The sequence below is a fragment of the Mucilaginibacter pallidiroseus genome, from assembly GCF_007846085.1.
GTDB classification, from domain to species: domain Bacteria; phylum Bacteroidota; class Bacteroidia; order Sphingobacteriales; family Sphingobacteriaceae; genus Mucilaginibacter; species Mucilaginibacter pallidiroseus.
Genome location: NZ_VOEJ01000004.1, coordinates 355,355 through 375,796, shown reverse-complemented (window position 1 = coordinate 375,796; position 20,442 = coordinate 355,355). Strand labels below are relative to the sequence as shown.

The window sequence follows — 20,442 nt, the reverse complement described above, 5'->3', positions numbered from 1 at the left end:
TATATTTACTTTTATAAAACAGGAAAGGGTCGCCAAAAGCTACCCTTTCTTGTTTTAACGTGCATTATGTTACCTGAATAACATCATTGCTATAACCAGTGTAATCACAACATTAAAGCCCTGCGCAATCAAAAATGCATACACGGGTTTGCGGCTATCTTTATTGATAAGGTCTCGAAAGTTGGTTTCCAAGCCTATGCTGGTAAAGGCAAGGGCAAACCATAAGCCCTGCAAATTTTTAAGCGGATTTTTAACAGCAGCTGCGGTTTCGGCAGGGATAAGTAGTGAAAACAATAATGAGGCAGCTATAAAGCCGATCACAAATTTGGGGAAACGCTCCCATATCACGCCAAGTGTAGGCTTGGTTTCCCTGTCGGCTGCATTAGGATGTTTAGTGTACGTCCAGTACACAGAAATAGCAAACGCAGCCAGGCCAAGTAATACATTTTGTGAAAACTTTACAATAGAGCTGATTTTCAATGCTGTCTCGCCAACCAACGAACCCGAGGCCACTACAGCCCCCGTAGTATCGATACTACCCCCAAGCCATGCACCTGTAACCTCTTGCGATAGGTCCATCAGCTTAGCAAGGTAAGGCATAAAAACCATCATGGGCACAGCCGTAATCAATACCAATGAAATAACAAGCGAAAGTTTCTTTGAATCGCCTTTAATAGCACCGGATGTAGCAATAGCTGCAGAGACACCGCAGATAGATACCGCGCTCGAGAGCATCATGGTTAGCTCCGAATCGATCTTTAGCTTTTTGCACACCCAGTATGAAAAATACCAAACCGATATCACAACGATCAAGGCCTGTATCAAACCCAGCGAACCAGCCTTCAATATATCCGAAAAGATGATTGACGTGCCCAGCAGTACCAAGCCTATCTTTACATAAAATTCTGAAGCCAGCGCATCCTTAAACCATTGCGGCAATTTAAAAGTATTACCTATCAAAAGGCCAATTGCAAGGCTAAATATCACCGCCTCGAGATTAAGCGCCTTCATCTGGCTGCTGCCCGCTACTATAAGTGCTAATACGGTTAAAACATACACCATGGGGAATACCTTCGCTACGTTGGTAAATGATTTACCGGTAAGCATAGCGCCAGCAAGGGCAATTACCATTACATAAATAAACTGTACGCCTATCTTAAGAAGGTTTGCGCCGCTGAGTATTTTGGCTGTAAGTACTGCACTATTTTCCCAACTATATTCCGGGGATGAAATAATAATGCCACCCAACGAGGCTGCGATAATAATAAATCCAAGAATTACTACAACCCAATCTTCGGGTAAAAAGCTTTTGTTCATACTTTAAGAGGTAGAATTTCGAATATATGGTAAAATATTTTAAGTAAATGACAATTAAATGAAACGGTGCTGCTAAAATGGTTATACATTTGCTTAACACTGTTAAATAATCTAATAGGAGTAAAATCAGGCAATGGCCAGCAAGGACAGGATATTGAGATTGAAGGAAGAAACCAGATGTAACATTCTGGAGGCTGCGCTTACTATTGTAAAGGAAGAGGGATGGCAGGCATTGAGTATGCGCAAAATTGCGGATATGATTGAGTACACCGCCCCTATTATATATGAGTACTTTGCCAATAAGGAAGCCATCTTGCTTGAGTTAACCCGCCAGGGCTATTTGAAGCTTTCCAAACAATTACAGGAAGCCAAAGACAAACATGATAATCCAGGCGACCAGTTGGAAGAAATGTGGCTTACCTATTGGAACTTTGCTTTTGCCAATAAAGAACTGTACCAGGTAATGTTTGGCATTAATGCAAGCTGCAGTTGTGAGATGGTAAATAAACTGCCTGAGGCAGAGTGCCCGTGGGATATTATTACCGAATCGATAGGCAAACTGATGCATATCGAAGATATGGAGTCGGAAGTGATTTGCACCAAATATTATACATTTTGGTCGGTAGTACACGGCTTGGTTTCTATCAATCTTTTGGATAGAGGCTTTAATGATACAATAAACAGGCAGGTGCTTAGGGATGCTATTACAGGTATTGTAAAATCTATCACCCCTTAAAAAATTTTTATTTTAACATACGTTGTTAAATTTCTAACACTGTTAAATGATTTGACAATAGTAATTAAAAGCTTATTTATATCGACACTAACTAATATGGAAACGCTGATTAAACTTTGTAAACATTACTTAACACCGTTAAATAATTTACGGACGTTAATTGAGATGTTTGAGCATTAGCGCAAATCTTGCTTTAACACAAAAAATGACAACAAACACAACACCTATCATACAACAAAGACTCAACAGAAAATGGACTACTCATCAAAAACAACAGAAACGGTTTATATAAGCAGCCTCCGGGCGGCGCTTAACCCGCGAACATCATCCACTAAATTGCTTATCATGAAAATTATTTTAGTTGCTATTATAGCTATATCACTATTTAGCTGCAGCCAGCCGCAAACGCAGCAGGCTCCGCCCCCGCCATCATTACCTGTGGCCAGCGTTACAGCGGGCTCGCGCACTACCTATCAAGACTACCCTGCGTCTATTGAAGGTACAACAAACGTTGAAGTGCGCCCACAGGTAAGCGGCGCGTTAGACAAGGTATTTGTTGACGAAGGTGCTTATGTTAGCGCGGGTCAGCCAATCTTCCAGATCAACCAACAACCTTTCCGTGCTGCTTTAAATAATGCGCTTGCATCATTGCACGCTGCCGAGGCTGCGTATGCAAACGCTCAACTCGAGGTTGAAAAACTTACACCCCTTGTGCAAAATAAAGTCGTGTCTGACTTTCAGTTAAAATCTGCTAAGGCAGCTCAATCTGTAGCCAAAGCTAACATTGACCAGGCTAAAGCCAATGTATCTACAGCACAAATTAATTTAGGTTATACTACTATTAAAGCACCAGTTAGCGGTTACATCGGTCGCCTGTTGAAAAAACAAGGCAGCCTGGTATCTCCGCAAGATGTTGAGGCTTTAACCCAACTATCTGACGTGCACGACGTACACGTTTATTTTGCCCTTGGCGAAAAGGACTTTGTAAGCTTTAAAGACCACTACGAAGGCGCTACTTTGAAAGAAAAACTACAACACCTGCCTGCTGTAACCCTTGTATTGGCTGATAACAGCGAGTACACTAAACCCGGCCATATTGATATGATTGACGGCCAGTTTGATAAAACTACAGGTGCTATAAGCGTAAGGGCAAGTTTTCCTAACCCGCAGGGTTTATTGCGCAACGGTAACACAGGCAAAGTAAGGTTGAGCCTTGCACACAGCAATGCTTTAATAGTACCACAATCAGCTACCGTTGAAATGCAGGACAAAGTGTTTGTATTTGCCCTTGCAGATAGCAACAAGGTTAAGAAGTTACCTATTACCATTGAAGGTACAAGCGGCACAAACTACCTGGTTAAAGATGGCATTAAAGCCGGCGACCAGATTGTGCTAAGCGGCGTTGACCGCCTGCAGGAAGGGATGGTTATTAAGCCTGAGAAAACTGCCGAAAAAGTAGCCGCCGTAGCTAAACGCTAATCTACGCAAAACACACAAAGACAACAGAAATAACAATTTAAGGATCAGGAGTCGGGAGCCATTCGTCGCCACTAACTAAAAGGTAGTAAAAACTGCCTTACCGGGTAGCCCTTGCGTCTTGATTCTGCAAAAACGAAGACAATGTTTAGAAAATTCATAGAAAGGCCGGTACTATCAACCGTTATATCCATACTGCTGGTTATAGTGGGTGTGCTGGGCCTTACCAAATTGCCATTGCAGCAATTCCCGGATATTGCCCCGCCGGCAGTATTGGTAACTGCAATATACCCGGGCGCAAATGCCGAAACCGTGCTGCGCTCTGTGGCACCATCACTTGAGGAATCTATCAATGGTGTGGAAAACATGAGCTACATGAGCTCTATCGCCAGTAACGATGGATCGCTGGCCATTACCGTTTACTTTAAACAAGGCACCAACCCCGACCAGGCAGCTGTAAACGTGCAAAATCGTGTGGCCCAGGCTACAGCACAATTACCTGCCGAGGTTGTACAACAGGGTATTACCACCACCAAACAGCAAAACAGCTTAATTGGTGCGGTGGGTATTTATACAACCGACCCTAAAAAATACGACCCCACATTTATCGCCAACTATGCCGCCATTAATATCATTCCGGAGATCAAACGTATCCCGGGTATTGGCTCGGCCACAATATTTGGTGGTGTTAAAGATTATTCGATGCGTATCTGGTTAAATCCAACGCAAATGGCCACTTATAAAATTACACCTGCAGAGGTTATGGCCGCCATACAAGATAAAAACTTAGAGGCAGCTCCGGGTAAATTTGGTGAGCGCAGTACCGAAGTTTTTGAATATGTTGTTAAATACAAGGGGAAATTAACCAAACCCGAAGAGTACGAAAACATTGCTATCCGTGCCAATGCAGATGGTTCGGTACTGCATTTAAAAGATGTAGCCCGTGTTGAATTGGGTGCTTACTCATACAATAGCTTAACCCACTTGAACGGACGTGAAGGTGTAGTTTTTGGTTTGATACAACTAGCAGGATCAAACGCAAACGAAATACAGCTTGCTGTTGACAAAGTAATGGAGAAAGCCGCTAAAGATTTCCCTCCCGGTGTTGAATGGAACCAGTTCTATCGCACCAAAACCGCTTTGGATGAATCGATATCGCAGGTGCAACATACCCTGATTGAAGCCTTTATCCTGGTATTCATTGTGGTATTCATCTTCCTGCAGGATTTCCGCTCAACACTTATCCCGGCAATTGCAGTACCGGTGGCTATTTTAGGTACGTTCTTTTTTATGCAGCTGTTTGGTTTTTCAATCAACTTGCTTACGCTGTTCGCCCTGGTGCTGGCCATTGGTATCGTGGTGGATGATGCCATTGTGGTTGTAGAGGCAGTACACGCCAAAATGGAACACAAACATTTGGCCCCTAAAGCCGCTACTACCGAAGCCATGCACGAAATTACAGGCGCCATCATCTCTATTACGTTGGTAATGGCTGCCGTGTTCCTTCCGGTAGGTTTCATGACAGGTTCAACCGGGATCTTTTATCGCCAGTTTGCGTTTACGATGTCGATCGCAATCGTTATATCTGCGATAAATGCGCTAACACTTAGCCCTGCGTTGGCAGCCTTGTTCCTAAAAGATAACCACGCCTTGCGCGAGGATGGTACGCTGAAACCAAAACGCAGCTTTGCGCAAAAGTTTTACGACGGTTTTAACAGCAGCTTTGAAGCGGTTACCAACCGTTACGTTGGCGGATTGAAATTCCTGATTAAAAATAAATGGATTAGCATGGGCGGCCTGGCTGTAATTACAGCAGTAACAGTTTACCTGGTAAGTACTACAAAATCAGGCTTTATTCCTACAGAGGATCAGGGCTTCGTAGCTATATCGGTATCAACACCATCTGGTACATCATTAGATGGTACTACGAAAGTTTTAAACCAGGCCGAAGAAAAATTAAGGGCTTTACCCGCGTCAAGGTTTGTAACGGCCATATCAGGTTTTAACCTGTTAACTAATTCAAGCAGCCCATCTTCGGCAGTAATATTTGTATTGCTTAAGCCAAATGAAGATCGTGGCGACGTCAAAAATATCGACGAACTGCAAAACATCATTCGCGGGCAGTTAGGTGCAATAACTGGTGGTAACTTCTTCGTGTTCAGTTTCCCAACTGTACCGGGCTTTAGTAACGTAGAGGCCCTTGACATGGTGCTACAGGATAAAACCGGTGGCCGGTTAGATAAATTTAGCGGCGTGGCCAATAACTTCATTGGCAAACTAATGCAGAAAAAAGAAATTGCCTTTGCATTTACCTCCTTCAAGGCAGATTATCCGCAATTACAATTGGAGGTTAACGACGAAAAAGCCAACCAGCTTGGTGTAAACGTGCGCGATATTTTGCAGACCATGCAGGCTTATTTCGGTACCGCACAGGCGTCAGACTTTAACCGCTTTGGTAAATACTACCGTGTTATTGTACAGGCCGATATTGCCGACCGTACCGATGCTTCATCGATCGACCGTGTATTTGTAAAAAACAAAACAGGCGAAATGGTGCCCATCAATACCCTGGTTAAACTAACCCGTGTTTACGGTTCAGAAACCGCGTCACGTTATAACCTATTCAATTCTATCCAGATCAATGCCATCCCAAAACCGGGCTTTAGCTCGGGCGATGCCATCAGAGCTATTCAGGAAACTGCTAAAGAAGAGCTTCCGCAAGGTTTCGCCTACGAGTTTTCGGGCCAAACACGCGAGGAGATCTCATCTGGCGGGCAGTCTGCAATTGTATTTATGCTGTGTTTAGTGTTTGTATATTTTCTGTTGTCGGCACAGTACGAAAGCTATATACTCCCGCTTGCAGTTATCCTGTCTATTCCTACCGGTATCTTTGGTGTGTTTGTGGTGCTTGGCTTAACAGGTATCGAAAACAACATCTATGTACAGGTAGCACTTATTATGCTAATAGGTTTGCTTGCTAAAAACGCCATCTTAATTGTGGAATTTGCCGTACAGCGCCGCAAGGCAGGTTACGGATTGGTTGAGTCGGCCATTGATGCATCAAGGTCAAGGCTCCGCCCAATTATCATGACATCTATGGCATTCGTGTTCGGTTTATTCCCAATGAGTATTGCCACAGGCCCGTCTGCCCAGGGCAACCACTCCATCAGTATAGGTGCAGCCGGCGGTATGGTGTCTGGTGTAATATTAGGTTTATTTATCATACCCGTGTTGTTTGTAATATTCCAGCATTTGCAGGAACGTGTTACGGGTGCACCAATTGAAAAAAACCTCGATAAAAACGACCAGGAACACCCGGCCGAAGAGTTACAACCACAATTATCTTAAACAACAATGCAACCCGGCTAGGTAAACCGGCCGGGTTGCATCTATCATATAAAACAATGAAAAATATAATCAACAGGCTGATTTTAATATCCTTGGTAATACTGAGCGCCTGTAAAGTTTCAAAAGATGTGCCTGCGCCAAAACCGGAATTGCCGGTAGCTTTCCGCAACGCACAAACAACCACTGCAGATACCGCCAGCATAGCCAACATACAGTGGAAAAACTTTTTTACCGATGCTACCTTGCAAAAGCTGATAGATAGCGCCATTGCGCATAACTACGACATGCTGATAGCGGTAAAAAACATCGAGTCATCTGACTTATTGTTTAAACAGGTAAAATGGAATTACTTGCCACAGCTTAATTTAAACGTAACGGCTACTACCAGTCGCCCGTCAGACAATAGCCTGAACGGTATAAGCCTTGGCCAGTTCTTAGGCACCAAACATATCGAAGACTATTCGGCCAACTTGGGCCTTTCATGGGAAGCTGATATCTGGGGCCGCATTCGCAACCAGAATAAAGCCGCGCTTGCCACCTACTTACAAACTACCGAAGCGAAAAAAGCGGTGCAAACCAATATTGTAGCCTCGGTATCGCAAGGTTATTACAACTTATTGATGCTTGATGCCCAACTTGATGTTGCCAAAAAGAACTTAACGCTTAACGACAGTACCCTGCGTATTATACACCTGCAGTTTGATGCCGGCCAGGTTACCTCTTTAGCAGTGCAACAAGCCGAAGCACAGCGGCTGGTAGCCGCACAATTGGTACCGCAGTTCGAGCAAAATATAACCATACAAGAAAATGCGTTGAGCATACTTACCGGTGCCTTACCAAGCCGCGTTGAGCGCAGCACTAAACTAGATCAGTTGCCACTAAACGATAACCTGCCATCAGGCTTGCCATCGGCCATAGTAAGCCGCCGCCCTGATGTACGCAGCGCCGAACTTGCACTTAACATAGCCAATGCCCAGGTGGGTATTGCAAAGGCCAGCATGTATCCGGCCTTAAATATTACAGCCACGGGTGGTGTAAATTCCTTCAGGGCAAGCAATTGGTTCAATATACCTGCATCCTTATTTGGAACGGTTGCGGGTGGTATTACTCAGCCAATATTCCAGCGCAAGCGTTTAAAAACCCAGTACGAGGTTGCCAAGGTTGAGCGCGAAAAAACAGTGCTGCAGTTTCGCCAATCGGTTTTAAATGCTGTAGGCGAAGTTTCTGATGCGCTTGTCAAAATAGAAAAGTTAAAAACTGAGCAAACTGTAGCTGCCGAAAGGGTGCGCACGCTGCAACAGGCGACGGGTAACGCCAACATGCTTTTCCGCAATGGTTTGGCCAATTACCTTGAGGTTATCACCGCGCAAAGCAATGTTTTGCAAAGCGAGCTGGAACTGGCTTCGGTTAAACGTGCCCAACTTAGCGCCGTTGCCGAACTTTACCGCTCATTAGGGGGTGGCTGGCAGTAAATCTATTTTACAACGGGGCCGATTTCATTTATAAGGTAAAATACTTTACTTATATTTGGCCTCCCGTTCCCGTAGTTCAATGGATAGAATGTTAGATTCCGGTTCTAATGATATGAGTTCGAATCTCGTCGGGAACACATTAAGCTATACGGTACGATAGTATATTAAATACTTATCGTACCGTATTTCTCTATAACTGCTACACCAAAACCTGTCGGTAAAGTCTCACAAACCTTTTTTCTAATTTGAAACCGCCTACGTTATCTAATAAAAACTAATTCGAGCAATAGCATTCAGGAGTAAACATTTACTAAAAGTGTGCAAAACGTTTCTGTACAATAAGAGCCAATATGCATATGTGCTCCAGCAAAACGATGCATTTTTAATACAGCAGATAGACGCAAAATAATTACGGCCCACTGTTAATGAAGATTTAGTTACGATGGCATATCTTCGCTATAAATCCAAATCTCAAATCACATCTTATGTTTAAGAAATTCGCCACGGTAGCAACGGTTTTATTTTTCTCAGTCTACTTTACAGCATGCAAAAAAGAGTCGTCAACTAAAGTTGAAGAACCCCAGGCTCCGGTAATAACAGGTAAGTGGAGGTACTTAACAAGCCTTCGGAAACAATACTCAGGCGGCCAAACAAAAGACAGTACATATATTTTTGTTGGAGGAGAATATGTTCAATTCAATACCGATGGAACTGGAATAGGTAATTATACAACTTTCAATTACAAGGTTGACGGCAAAAAACTAACTTTTGTGGTTGATGCTTATTTTGCCGACGGTACACCAGCTCCGAAACAAACAGTAACTTGCGAAGTTCAGGACGCTGGTGCAAATAAGCTTATTTTTTACTATGACTATACTGAAAAATTAGCCGATGGAACCAAGACCGGGCATGAAATTTACGATTATCTGAGCCGATGAGGCCAGCGATCAGCTAATAGGAATATGAGCAAATTTAACATCCATATATGACAATAATCTGAAACAGGTGTTTCAGATTATTGTACCTTTGTAAAGCAATGGCAAGAAACGTTGAATTTGATGAAACATTGGCAATCCAAAAAGCGATGGAAGTTTTTTGGAAACAGGGCTATAATGCTACATCTATGCGCGACTTGACCGATGCCATGCAGATTAACAGCAGCAGCCTTTACAACACCATCGGCGACAAACAGGAGCTGTTTGTGCGCTGTGTTAACCACTATACTGACATCCGAAAAAAGGATTGGGATAAAAGATTATCAAGCAAAGATTCACCTTTTTCCGTATTGGTGGATTACATCCATGATGCGGTCGACATTATTATCAATGGACAAGATAGCTGCATGGCCATTAAATGTGCTTTTGAAATGGCAACCAACGACCAGCGGGTTAAGGACATTTTAAAAGAAGATAGCGACAGATCTTATCAGTTTTTATACAACCTTATTCAAAGCGCTATGCTTAAAGGAGAAATTGACGCTGATGAAGATCCTGCGTTACTCGCAGACTATTTTAATAGTACCTGGACAGGCTGGCACGAGTCATATATACTGCATAAAGACCCTGTGAAAATCAAACGCATGGCCCAATATTTCATTAAACAATTATCAAAATAAATTTTTTTAAACAATTCTGAAACAATTGTTTCAGAATAAAAAACAGCAACATGGAAGTATTAGATTTAAAAGGAAAAAAAGCATTAGTTACAGGTGGCACAAAAGGTATAGGTAAAGCCATTGCAGACCAGTTAGCCAAATCGGGTGCTGAGGTGATTGTGAGTGCGAGAACTCAACCGGCAGAAAGCCCGTATCATTTCATTGCGGCAGACCTAACGAACCCTACGGACGTAGCCAACCTAACACAGACCATCAGCGAAGCTTACGGAGGCATTGATATCTTAATCAATAATGTTGGCGGGCTCACCACGCCTGGTGGCGGCTTCAGTACCCTTACAGATGAGCATTGGGAGCAGGAACTCCAGTTGAACCTTATCTCTGCCATACGCCTGGACAAAGCCCTGTTGCCACAAATGATTAAGCAAGGTAGCGGTGTGATTATACATATATCATCAATTGCAGGTAAGCTACCATTGTGGGATCTTAATCTGGCGTATGCAGTATCCAAAGCTGCCTTAAATAGCTACAGCAAGGCGCTTGCAACAGAGCTTGCAAGCAAAGGCGTACGCGTGCTTACTGTAGCGCCCGGTGCTACAAAAACCGAAATGATGGAAAACTTTATAAAGGACTATGCCGCATCAGCAGGTATATCGGTTGAGGAAGGTGTAAACCACCTGCTAACGCAAATAGGCGGTATACCAATGGGCCGCATGGCCGAGCCTGAAGAAGTCGCTTCACTGGTTCGCTTCCTGGTATCGCCGTCGGCAGCTTACTTGACAGGTGCAATATATAGCATCGACGGAGGTTCGTTACCAGTAGTAAGCTAATTTGAACTTCCCTTATACAAATTAAAGCCCAAGCAACTAATGCTTGGGCTTTAATTTCTTATGACCGATAAAGGCTTGATCAGGGCAGTTTAAATGCAAACCTGTATTTAACATCTTTGCCAGTCTGTATCTGCTCGGACACCACTGCATTATCAACCTTAATATTGGTGATCAATTGGCTGTTAGGTGTAGTTTTTGGCAACTTTGTGTCTACTTTAAATATAACGGCAGTCTTTGATGGCAACTGTACCAGCTTTTCCCACCGGCCGCCGTCAAATTTTTCTTCGTGATCTTTACCATCTTTATCAACATAGCTTACTTTGGCCTTTACGCCATTAGGGGTAATGGTGCTGTAGTAAACATTATATGTGTCCTTTTTAGCGATCTTGAGCTCGCCACGGTTCATATTATAGGTAGTGTAATTGCAACTGCTCAATATAAGAGCGACAAGCGCAAAGCATAAGGTTTTCTTCATGTTGTTAAGATAGCAAATATTACTTTAAAGCGTCAGCCAGGTAAGCACGGCAAATTTTCACTTCCTTTACCGCGTCAGACCCTGCCGGTATGTTATACTCCAGCTCAATAGTTGCCGGGAACTTATACTTGCTTGTTTTCATCAACTGCATTACATCTTTTATTGGCGTATCTCCCTGCCCCCATGGTGCGTTGGGCCCGTTGTTAAACTTACGATCCTTAATGTGCATGCTGGTAATACGGTCGTGATACTTCTCAATAAACGGCACCGGGCTGCTGCTGGTGCCTGATGAGTAGTGGCCAATATCCAGGTTAATACCATTGTATTTTGATTGGCTTAGCGCTTTGTCCCACAGTGTGGGCGTTGCCTGGGTGTGAGCGTGGTAGCCTACCATCAGCTTATGTTTGGCGGCCATATCGCCAAGGCGTTGCGTAAGGGCATCATCGTTTGGCAACTCTACAGTTAGGTGTGTTACGCCCAACATTTTACCTGCGTTAAAGGCATAATCAATTTCGGCATCGGTATTTTTTGCGCCAAGCGCATTTGGTTTCCAGGCGTAGATGGATACACCGGCATCATTAAACATCTTACGGATTTCCTTAAACTTATCCATAGATGCGGAAGATCGCCAAGCCGCCAGTTTGGGCCTGAAATCATCCCAAGACTCTGCCGACTCCCTTTTTGGTGCACCCGCATAAGCTTCCGCGGCCTCGCCCATTAGTTCAATGGCGTTTATGTCACATTCAATGCAATATTTAAGCAAATCCTCAACAGTGCCCGGCATGCTCCGGAACGAATAGGTAATAACACCTATTTGCACACCGTTGATTTTTGAGTTGGGCTTAAGGGCAGCCATTAAGGCCGAGGCAGCAAATGAAGCTTTGGATAAAAACAATGCAGACGCCGTTGCTACGGCACTTATACCTATAAAGCGGCGCCTGCTAAGTGTGTTTTTTTTCATTTTAGGTTTGTATTGGTTTCTGCTAATTTATTAAATATTCTGTGTGATAAAACACTGTAATAAAAGCATTACCAATAATTGTTACCTCTCCTTTTGCGGCAGCAAAATTTCGAAGTTGGCACCCTGCCCCGGCTGCGAGTAAATATGCATGGTGCCACCAATGGTATCAACCAGGTGTTTTACCAAAGCCAGGCCAAAGCCATAACCTATCTCGCCGCCTGTACCGTTAGTTGATGCCTTGTTACCGCTTAGTATATGAAATATCTCGTTTGCCGTTAGGCCCACGCCGGTATCTGCAACGTTAATTTGAAGGGTGTTTTGCGTTTTTTCTATCTTCAGGCTCAAGTCAACCGTAACGCTGCCATCGCGTGGGGTAAACTTCATAGCATTAGATATTAAGTTCCCTGTGATCTGCAACAGCTTATTTTTAGAAAAAGGAACGTTTGCAGCATCTGCAGAGGTATTGACAGTAAACTTAATGTTTTTATTTATAGCCTGCGGCGTATACAGTTTTTCAAGCTTGTCCTTAAATATCAGTAACGTAAACTCGTCTGCGTTGGCTTCACGCTGTGGTTTTTCAATGGTAAGTATCTCGTCGGCTAATTCAAGCAAAGATCGGCCGCTGCGCTGTATCAGGTTAATAAACTCAAGTACCTCATCAATCTCGTTATCTTTCCCTTGCTCACTAATAACCTGTGCCAAACCAATAATGCCACCCAACGGGCCACGAATATCGTGTGCTACTTTCTTTTTAGTTTGATGAGCTTCGTTTAGCTCCGTTTTTAAACCGGCAATTACCTTGAGTGCATTGAGTCGGTTTATGATCTCATCGGCAATTATTTTGAGCAGTTCTTCCTTCTCCGGCGATAGTTCTTTTGGCGCTTTGTCCATTACACAAAGGGCTCCAAGGTTTTGTCCGTCGCTGGTTGTCAGCGGCACGCCAAAATAGTAGCGCAGGCTTGGGTCATCTACTACGTAAAATTTATTTTTAAAGCGTTCGTCGGCGGTTAGGTCAGGCACTTCAAATTGGCCGTTCGAAGCAATAGTATATTGGCATACCGAATCCTCGCGGGCCATTTGGTCTATATCCAAACCATGGCTGCTTACGGTCCATTGCGTGTAGGTATCTATCAAATTAACTAATGAAACTTCGGTACCGGCAACTTTTGCCGCAAGTTTTGCAAGGTCTTTAAAGTTTTCCTGCAGGCTGGAATAATCAAGATCATAGTCGCTTAAACTAATGATCCGTTGCATTTCATTATCAGGGATGGGGTTCTGCATACTAAGCTTTAATTTAAACTACGTAATTAATCTATGTAGGTATTTTAAAACATCCCAAGTTAATCATAAACGGAGCGAAACGGCAAAATTATTCTGTAAAGTGGTAAGGATAAATATAATTAAAGCCATTCAGCTTATTTTTCAGGCAGGTAATTCAAAACCATAGCTTTGCTTTAATATTACACTAACCTGTATTTAATATTGCTTCTTTTAGTAACTTTGCGCTCCTTAATAATTGCCTGTTATATACGTGACGCCGGTTGATACCCCTTCTATAAAACGAGCATGGACAAACGCCTTGCAATCGCAACCTAAAAGGATGCGCATTTTATGGGGTTCGATATGTATAGCCTTTATACTTTCGCTAATGCCTTTGTTTTTCAAGAGCATACAAAAAAGGCAGGGTATAATTCTGCACGACGGGGTACTGGCTTCGCTACCGTCCCACGATGTTTCTGTTCCTATATTCCTGATTATCTGGGGCATGGGGTTGTTGATATTGGTACGAGCACTGTACAAGCCCGAAATTTACATTAACTACGTTTGGACACTTGTATTTGTAAGCCTTGCACGCATGCTGGCCATAACATGTGTGGCACTTGAGCCACCTGTTGGCCTGGTTAACCTTGTGGACCCGCTTACAGGTGTATTTTATGGAAATGCCTCGGTAACGCGCGACCTTTTCTTCTCGGGCCATACGGCTACCCTTGTACTTGTGTTCTTGTGTCTGGAAAAACGTAACGATAAGATCATTGCTTTTGTAGCCATTATAGCGGTAGCCATACTGCTAATGATACAGCATATCCATTACACCATTGATATACTTGCCGCACCGCTTGTTGTTTATATTGTGTTTTTGCTTACCCGCTATTTCCTGAAGCTGGATAAGCTTGACAAACTCTCTGATAACCAATCATAAACTTGCTATTGGCTTTTTAATGATTTAAATTTATCAACAGCTTAAACCTTTTTGGGGTTGGGCAGTCGTTAAATCTATATCATGATTAAAAATATAACCTTATTTGTATGCCTGCTTTTTAGCCTGCATGCAACATCACAGCAAAGTACGCCAAGCCAGCTATTTCCCGGCCTTTTTGAAGCCGTGCAATCCTCAGATATTTTTCCTGACAATAAAACCTTTGTTGATTGTACGCCAAAGTACCCGCCTGCACAAATCATGAAGGCTTATAATGAGCAATTGGGTAAAACAGGTTTTGATTTGCGTAATTTCGTGATGACCAATTTTAGTGTGCCATCCGGCGTTACCCACGCGTTTCAAACCAATGTGGAAGAGGGCATTCGCAAGCATATTGATACTTTATGGCAGGTGTTGCAGCGCCAGCCGGACGAAGCCACTAAATACTCATCCTTGGCCGCATTACCAAAACCATACATTGTGCCTGGTGGCCGTTTTAGGGAAGTATATTACTGGGACAGCTATTTTACCATGCTGGGCCTACAGGAAAGCAAAAAGTTTGATGTGATTGAAAACATGCTCGACAATTTTGCCTTCCTGATAGATAAATACGGCTTTATCCCGAACGGCAACCGCTCCTATTACCTTACCCGCTCGCAACCACCTTTCTTTTCGATGATGGTTGGCCTGCTTGCTAAAAGCCAGGGCAACCGCATACTTATCAAATATCAGCCACAACTTGTAAAAGAATATAATTACTGGATGCTTGGTGGCACGCAATTAGCCAACAACAAAGCCACCCATCGGGCAGTTCGTATGGCCGATGGCACACTGTTTAACCGCTATTGGGATGAAAGTGACGAGCCGCGAGAAGAATCGTACATTAAAGATGTTGATGCAGCAAAAACTACAAAGCAACCGCTGCCTGTATTTTATCATAACATACGCGCCGCAGCAGCATCGGGATGGGATTTTAGTAGCCGTTGGTTTGATGGTTCGGGCCAGTTAAATACCATACAAACAGCCAATCTTGTACCGGTGGATTTGAATTGCCTAATGTATAATCTTGAACAAACCATTGCGCAAAGCTATAAGCTAAAGGGCAACCAGGCGCAGTACACTGCTTACACCGCCAAAGCCGCACAGCGTAAAAAAGCAATCCAGAAATACTTTTGGGATGAAGAAACCGGCTGGTTTAATGATTATAACTGGACAACGCAACAACAATCGAACATACCTACCCTGGCCGCAGTTTTCCCTTTAGAATTTAACTTGGCTACCCCGGCGCAGGCAGATAAAATAGCAGCCGGCCTGCAGAAAAACTTTTTAAAACCCGGCGGACTGGTTACTACCCTTAACTTTAGCGGCCAGCAATGGGACGCGCCAAACGGGTGGGCTCCGCTGCAATACATGGCGATTGACGGATTGGAAAACTATGGCAAAAAGGCCTTGGCCAAAGACATTACTACCCGTTGGATTACCCTTAACATTCGCGTATTTAAGCAAACAGGCAAACTGCTCGAAAAATATAATGTAGTTGATACAAGCCTTACCGCAGGCGGCGGCGAATATCCCCTCCAAGACGGCTTCGGCTGGACAAATGGTGTATTACTTAAGCTGATGAACAGATATCAGTTTGAGGAGAAAAAGGCGGAGTAATTAACTGATAAAAATCTATAAGGCTTTCGCAATTAGGTATTGATAACTGCAAATCTGGTGACACGTGTTTTTAATCAAATATCACAATGTCGCGCTTTTGACTTTCAGACAGTGAGGATGAGTGTGTGGCAATTTCGACAAATACCTTTACCATATCAGGCTTTGATGTTTCGTTAAATTTTACACTGCTATCAGTTAATAAGATTTTAACTCGGTAAAAAGTCCCCGGTATTTCGGCACTTAGCAATTGGGAATAAAGCTCGGCTGACAATTCTCTTGAGGTGCCCGTTTTTAATAAGTTTAAGGTTGCTTGCACTTTATTAAGTTCCGAAAGATTAGGCCTCCGCATGTAACAAGTATTAAGCTCAATGTACTTTGCAGTATCAATCTTATTTGAAAACTCATACAACCAATCCAAACAAGTCAGCTTTATCCAATGTCCTTTGCGAGAATGTAGTATCGCCTTTACACAGTCAAAATATTTTCCTCTAAAAATCCCAGCTCGAATGGATACTTCAATAGCATCATCTTGTCTTGATGTTTTGCCTTTACAAATATTTTCGTCGATAAATTTGGTATAAAAGTTCTCGTTATTATCCTCTCCCCAGTTATCATAGTAAAAGATAAAGTCCCTCCTCCTGGTATCTTTTGCGAAAATTGCGGCTAACTCGACAAGATCGTATTTATGATTTTGGAAGTCAATCATTTTACTGCACTTAGGATGTTTAGTTATTAATTGATATCACTAAAAATTTTAAAATATATAAGCTTTGTCCAGCATCTACTTCACCGTATAAGTCTTTTTCTCAACCCCTACCCCGGTAATCTTTAATGATTTCCACTTTGTCGGCAGGGCGCTTTTTATTTGAACAATGCCGGTTGGTGTAATATCCAGTCCACCGAAACCCATAAGCATAGCCTGGACAATGCCGCCTGCGCCTGTGGCAAAGTATGGGTTGGTGCCACCTTTGGTTTCGGCAATTACCCGGAACGGTGGATTCAAGTTGGGTTCATAAGCATCCCTAAACCAATGATAGGCTTTTTCACCGTTACCCAAACGGGCGTAAAGCAATGCAAAAACACCTTGGGTCATAGCCGGGGTACCTTCGTTTGGTACACGGGTTTCGTAATACTCAAGGTCTTTTTTGATCTGTGCCGGGTCGGTGATGGCTTTAAGGGGATAAGCCAAAAGGTTTACGTCGGCTTGCTTAATACCTTCGCCTTTGTATTGTGCATGCTCTTGTGTAACGCCGTTTGCCATTTTAAGGATGGGGATGTTATTTGCTACGTTTACCCAATCGCTATCGGCCTTTAAGCCTAGCAATTTAGCAGCCGCAGTGGCATTCATTAAATTGGCCTTCGCGGCAGCATTGGTAAAGGCATTGTTGTCAATATTCTCGGCCCACTCGTCGGCGGCTACTACATTTTTAATATCATAATGGCCCGGGCCATTACGTTCTACGCGGCTTGCCCAAAAATCTGCCGTAGCCGAAAGCAGCGGCCAGCCCTTTTCTCGCAGCCAGTCCTTATCCTGTGTAACACAATAATAGGCCCAAGCAGCATTGGCAACATCGGCACTTATATGGTGCTCAAAGGGGCCGCTCAAGGCCTAGACCGGTGTTTCTTCCACACCGCTGTCGGCGCTTTCCCAGGGGAACATTGCACCCTTGTAGCCATGCGAAAACGCGTTTTTACGCGCTGCATCCAGTCGCTCGTAGCGGTACTCAACCATAGATTTTGCAATCTCGGGATGCAACACCAACATGGCCGGGAACATCCAAAGGTCGGTATCCCAAAAAACGTGGCCATTATAACCTAAACCAGACAAACCCATTGGCGATGGCGACAAAGCAGAGCCCGCCCGCGAGAACGAGTATAAGTGATAAAGCATGCTATGCACATCCTGCTGGGCTTGCGGGTCGCCCTCGATCTGGATATCGCTTTTCCAAAGCTCATCCCAGGCTTTGTTGTGAAATTGTATTAACCTGTCCCTACCCTCAAGCTTCGCAAAAATAGTTAGGCGCTCAGCTTCATTTAACGGGTCGGGGTGGTGTGCCGATGTAATGGACGATCCTGTAACGCCGTACTTATACGTTTGCCCGGCAGCCATGGTCCGGCTAAATTTCATGAGGTGCATGTTGTTGTCCCACATTTCATGAATAACGCGAGGCTCCTTGCCATGCTCCTCGTTAAACAAAAACGAGGTTGATGCGCAAAGCTGCAACTTACCCGTAGGGCTTTTTGCAGTTGATGTGAGCAAACTGATGGTTACATGCGGGCGGTCTATCTCGTTGTAATAGTTCTCTACCTGCTTCAACGCGTCAGGCGCTTCCATAACGCTGGCAGCGGTTATGTTGATGGGCTTTTTGGCCGTTACCGCCACATCCATCAGCACCGTAAAAGGCAATTGCCTTAACGAGTAGTAGGTATATTTTATAGATGCCTTATCACCATAGTCAAAAGATGTTGTCATGGCGGCATGCTGCATATCAAGCTCCTGCTTATAATTGCTTACCATTTTGGCATCGATGCGTTTACCATCAACCTCCAGATACATGTTAAGCAGGTTAAAGCTGTTGAGGAAATTACTTACCCGCCCACGCCCGTACAGATCATAAGCACCAGCCAATACCACGTTCTTTACCTTGAAAGGCTCGGGCGAGGACACAATGCCTATCATCCCATTGGCGGCCGTTATACCGTAGTAGTTTGCAGGGTCAATCTTATCAGCCTTAATTGTCCAGGGGCTTACATTTTGCGCCATTACACTGCCCGCAGCCATAAAGCATATAGCAACGCATGTAAATATGTTCTTTTTCATAATAAGGATAAGGGTTTATTTGATCTTCAACTGCAACTTTTCGTTTACCATTTGCCCAATAACTCGGCCTGTTTGACTGCCTATTACGCAAGCATTGCGGTAATGGATGCCGCCATACACGCGGGAAAGTGCGGCTTCGTTTGCTGCCTGCCTAAAGGAGGTAAACTTTCGGGGCGCGATTCCAAATTCCGATTCAGACGAATCGGTATAGGCTACGTTATCTCCAAAATTATGTGTAAGCACTTCCGCCGCAGCGGCTGATATAACGGCATGCCCGCTAATGTATTCGGGGAAGGGGGGCGTTTGTATATACGGCCGCCAATCAGGGTCAATCAGTTTGGTTATTACGGTTTCGGGGCGCACGCTGTTTGCTCTATACTTTACATACCAGCAGTTAATAAAGGCATCATAAAGCGCTATAGATGTCTGTGTGTATGCCGCCACCGTTGTACCAAAGTCGGCTTTTTTAATTTGGGCGCCCGCACCGGCAATGTTCATCCAGTGGCCACCGGGCGAAAACTTCTTAGTGGCAAATGAGGCATGGCCTATAACGTTTAATTTAAAGGCATTATCATCCCAAAAATCGGCCATGTGGCGCTGATCTTCGTTAAGGCTATCAACCATATTTTTCACCTCAATTACGGCCTTGTAAAATGTGCCTTTTTTATCGGTCATGTTGTAAGCAGGCGGCTCGGGCGCAGGTATTTGTGAAGATGAATCGAGCACCATCGGCCGTATTTCGCCCCAGTGCGGTTCAAGCGCCTGGGCATACATGGGCGGTGTAGGTATCCAGCGGCCATCCTTGCGGGTTACCGTATACTTACTGGCCGACCGTGTTTGAGCGTAGTTATCGCCCTTGCTCCATTTTAAAATATGTTTGGCAACAGAATCGGCATACGTAACGGAAGCTTCAAAGACCGATGATGGCATCCCTGCATCTTTCACCTTTTGCTTTAATTCCTCTACGTAAATCTCCATACTGCCTTCAGGAAAAGTTACGGCATTACCTACCTGGCAAAAAGACAACATGGATGCAAATGGAAAATCGATCTCGGCATCCTTAACCGGCCTTGGTACCGCAGGTAAATGTTTGATTTGCCCGGCGAGCGAGCGGTAATGCTTAGGATCGCCGGCGGCGATAACCTCGTACGCAGCAATGTTGGCATAAGCATAGTTACGGGAAGCAATAACCGGCGGAAAGTTATTTTCAAGCACAATATCATTAAGCTTTTTAACCGTAGTGCGATATAATTCGGGGTTGTGGGTAAACTTTTGGTAGTCGGCCTTTTTGCAGGATATAGCAAACAAAGCAACAAACGTAAGCAGGGTTAACAAACGCTTCATAGTAGTATAAACTGGCAACCCAGTTAGCAATGGTTTAATTAAACAGGTTTTATTGGAAATTAGTGCTAATATAGGCTTTTCCCGTTATTTAAAGGTTTTTGGCGCTTGACTTTGACCACATTTAATGGTTATTTTGCAGGCGTTGAGGCGGCCATCTGCCAGCTGCCTGCAAACCTGGATTAGTGCTACGATTT

The 20,442-nt window shown here is 43.9% G+C and carries 15 protein-coding genes, 1 tRNA gene and 2 pseudogenes; 10 read left to right on the top strand and 8 right to left on the bottom strand.

Annotated elements, in window-relative coordinates:
- Positions 1-69: 69 nt before the first annotated feature.
- Positions 70-1,317 carry a YeiH family protein gene (locus FPZ43_RS10930; RefSeq protein WP_146381944.1) on the bottom strand — a complete coding sequence of 416 codons (1,248 nt, stop codon included), beginning with the start codon at positions 1,315-1,317 and terminating at the stop codon, positions 70-72.
- Between the two features lie 133 nt (positions 1,318-1,450).
- On the opposite strand from FPZ43_RS10930, the gene FPZ43_RS10925 reads away from it, so the two are divergent.
- The 8 genes from FPZ43_RS10925 (at position 1,451) to FPZ43_RS10890 (ending at position 10,791) form a co-directional block, all read left to right on the top strand.
- Positions 1,451-2,053: a TetR/AcrR family transcriptional regulator gene (locus FPZ43_RS10925; RefSeq protein ID WP_146381943.1), complete on the top strand. Its 603-nt coding sequence runs from the start codon at positions 1,451-1,453 to the stop codon at positions 2,051-2,053.
- A gap of 345 nt (positions 2,054-2,398) precedes the next feature.
- A complete protein-coding gene (locus FPZ43_RS10920) occupies positions 2,399-3,532 on the top strand; it encodes an efflux RND transporter periplasmic adaptor subunit (protein ID WP_146381942.1) in 1,134 nt (377 codons plus the stop codon).
- A gap of 141 nt (positions 3,533-3,673) precedes the next feature.
- A complete protein-coding gene (locus FPZ43_RS10915; protein WP_146381941.1) occupies positions 3,674-6,877 on the top strand; it encodes an efflux RND transporter permease subunit in 3,204 nt (1,067 codons plus the stop codon).
- 56 nt (positions 6,878-6,933) lie between these two features.
- Positions 6,934-8,349 carry an efflux transporter outer membrane subunit gene (locus tag FPZ43_RS10910; RefSeq protein ID WP_146381940.1) on the top strand — a complete coding sequence of 472 codons (1,416 nt, stop codon included), beginning with the start codon at positions 6,934-6,936 and terminating at the stop codon, positions 8,347-8,349.
- Positions 8,350-8,414: 65 nt separating this feature from the next.
- A tRNA-Arg gene (locus FPZ43_RS10905) sits at positions 8,415-8,486 on the top strand.
- Positions 8,487-8,834: 348 nt separating this feature from the next.
- Entirely contained in the window at positions 8,835-9,287 is a 453-nt protein-coding gene (locus FPZ43_RS10900) for a hypothetical protein (RefSeq protein WP_146381939.1), read from the top strand.
- A gap of 98 nt (positions 9,288-9,385) precedes the next feature.
- Positions 9,386-9,964, top strand: a complete 579-nt coding sequence (locus FPZ43_RS10895; protein ID WP_146381938.1) for a TetR/AcrR family transcriptional regulator — start codon at positions 9,386-9,388, stop codon at positions 9,962-9,964.
- A 50-nt stretch (positions 9,965-10,014) separates the two neighbouring features.
- Positions 10,015-10,791 carry an SDR family oxidoreductase gene (locus FPZ43_RS10890; RefSeq protein ID WP_146381937.1) on the top strand — a complete coding sequence of 259 codons (777 nt, stop codon included), beginning with the start codon at positions 10,015-10,017 and terminating at the stop codon, positions 10,789-10,791.
- Between the two features lie 79 nt (positions 10,792-10,870).
- Here the strand turns inward: FPZ43_RS10890 and FPZ43_RS10885 are convergent, their stop codons facing one another.
- From FPZ43_RS10885 to FPZ43_RS10875, 3 genes are all read right to left on the bottom strand, one after another.
- On the bottom strand, positions 10,871-11,266 hold the full coding sequence (locus tag FPZ43_RS10885) for a membrane lipoprotein lipid attachment site-containing protein (RefSeq protein WP_146381936.1): 396 nt from the start codon (positions 11,264-11,266) through the stop codon (positions 10,871-10,873).
- 19 nt (positions 11,267-11,285) lie between these two features.
- Complete coding sequence (locus tag FPZ43_RS10880) at positions 11,286-12,227, bottom strand: sugar phosphate isomerase/epimerase family protein (RefSeq protein ID WP_146381935.1); 942 nt, start codon at positions 12,225-12,227, stop codon at positions 11,286-11,288.
- Positions 12,228-12,308: 81 nt separating this feature from the next.
- Positions 12,309-13,508 (bottom strand): GAF domain-containing sensor histidine kinase, encoded by a 1,200-nt coding sequence (locus tag FPZ43_RS10875; RefSeq protein WP_146381934.1) that lies wholly within the window; start codon positions 13,506-13,508, stop codon positions 12,309-12,311.
- Positions 13,509-13,743: 235 nt separating this feature from the next.
- Between FPZ43_RS10875 and FPZ43_RS10870 the strand changes: the two genes are divergently transcribed.
- The gene (locus FPZ43_RS10870) at positions 13,744-14,427 is read left to right on the top strand and encodes a phosphatase PAP2-related protein (protein ID WP_146381933.1); all 684 of its coding nucleotides are present in this window, start codon (positions 13,744-13,746) and stop codon (positions 14,425-14,427) included.
- An 81-nt stretch (positions 14,428-14,508) separates the two neighbouring features.
- Positions 14,509-16,083, top strand: coding sequence for an alpha,alpha-trehalase TreA (treA, locus tag FPZ43_RS10865; RefSeq protein WP_146381932.1), 1,575 nt, complete (start codon positions 14,509-14,511; stop codon positions 16,081-16,083).
- 70 nt (positions 16,084-16,153) lie between these two features.
- Here treA and FPZ43_RS10860 read toward each other — a convergent pair whose 3' ends face one another.
- The 4 genes and pseudogenes from FPZ43_RS10860 to FPZ43_RS10850 all read right to left on the bottom strand — a co-directional run bounded on the left by FPZ43_RS10860 (position 16,154) and on the right by FPZ43_RS10850 (position 20,248).
- On the bottom strand, positions 16,154-16,789 hold the full coding sequence (locus FPZ43_RS10860; protein ID WP_146381931.1) for a hypothetical protein: 636 nt from the start codon (positions 16,787-16,789) through the stop codon (positions 16,154-16,156).
- A gap of 75 nt (positions 16,790-16,864) precedes the next feature.
- Positions 16,865-17,974: pseudogene (locus tag FPZ43_RS19720) on the bottom strand (glycosyl hydrolase family 95 catalytic domain-containing protein).
- Positions 17,975-18,280: 306 nt separating this feature from the next.
- Positions 18,281-18,847 (bottom strand): annotated as a pseudogene (locus tag FPZ43_RS19715) (glycoside hydrolase family 65 protein); the annotation flags it as partial.
- Positions 18,848-18,919: 72 nt separating this feature from the next.
- Positions 18,920-20,248 carry a vanadium-dependent haloperoxidase gene (locus FPZ43_RS10850; RefSeq protein WP_146381930.1) on the bottom strand — a complete coding sequence of 443 codons (1,329 nt, stop codon included), beginning with the start codon at positions 20,246-20,248 and terminating at the stop codon, positions 18,920-18,922.
- Positions 20,249-20,442 lie beyond the last annotated feature (194 nt).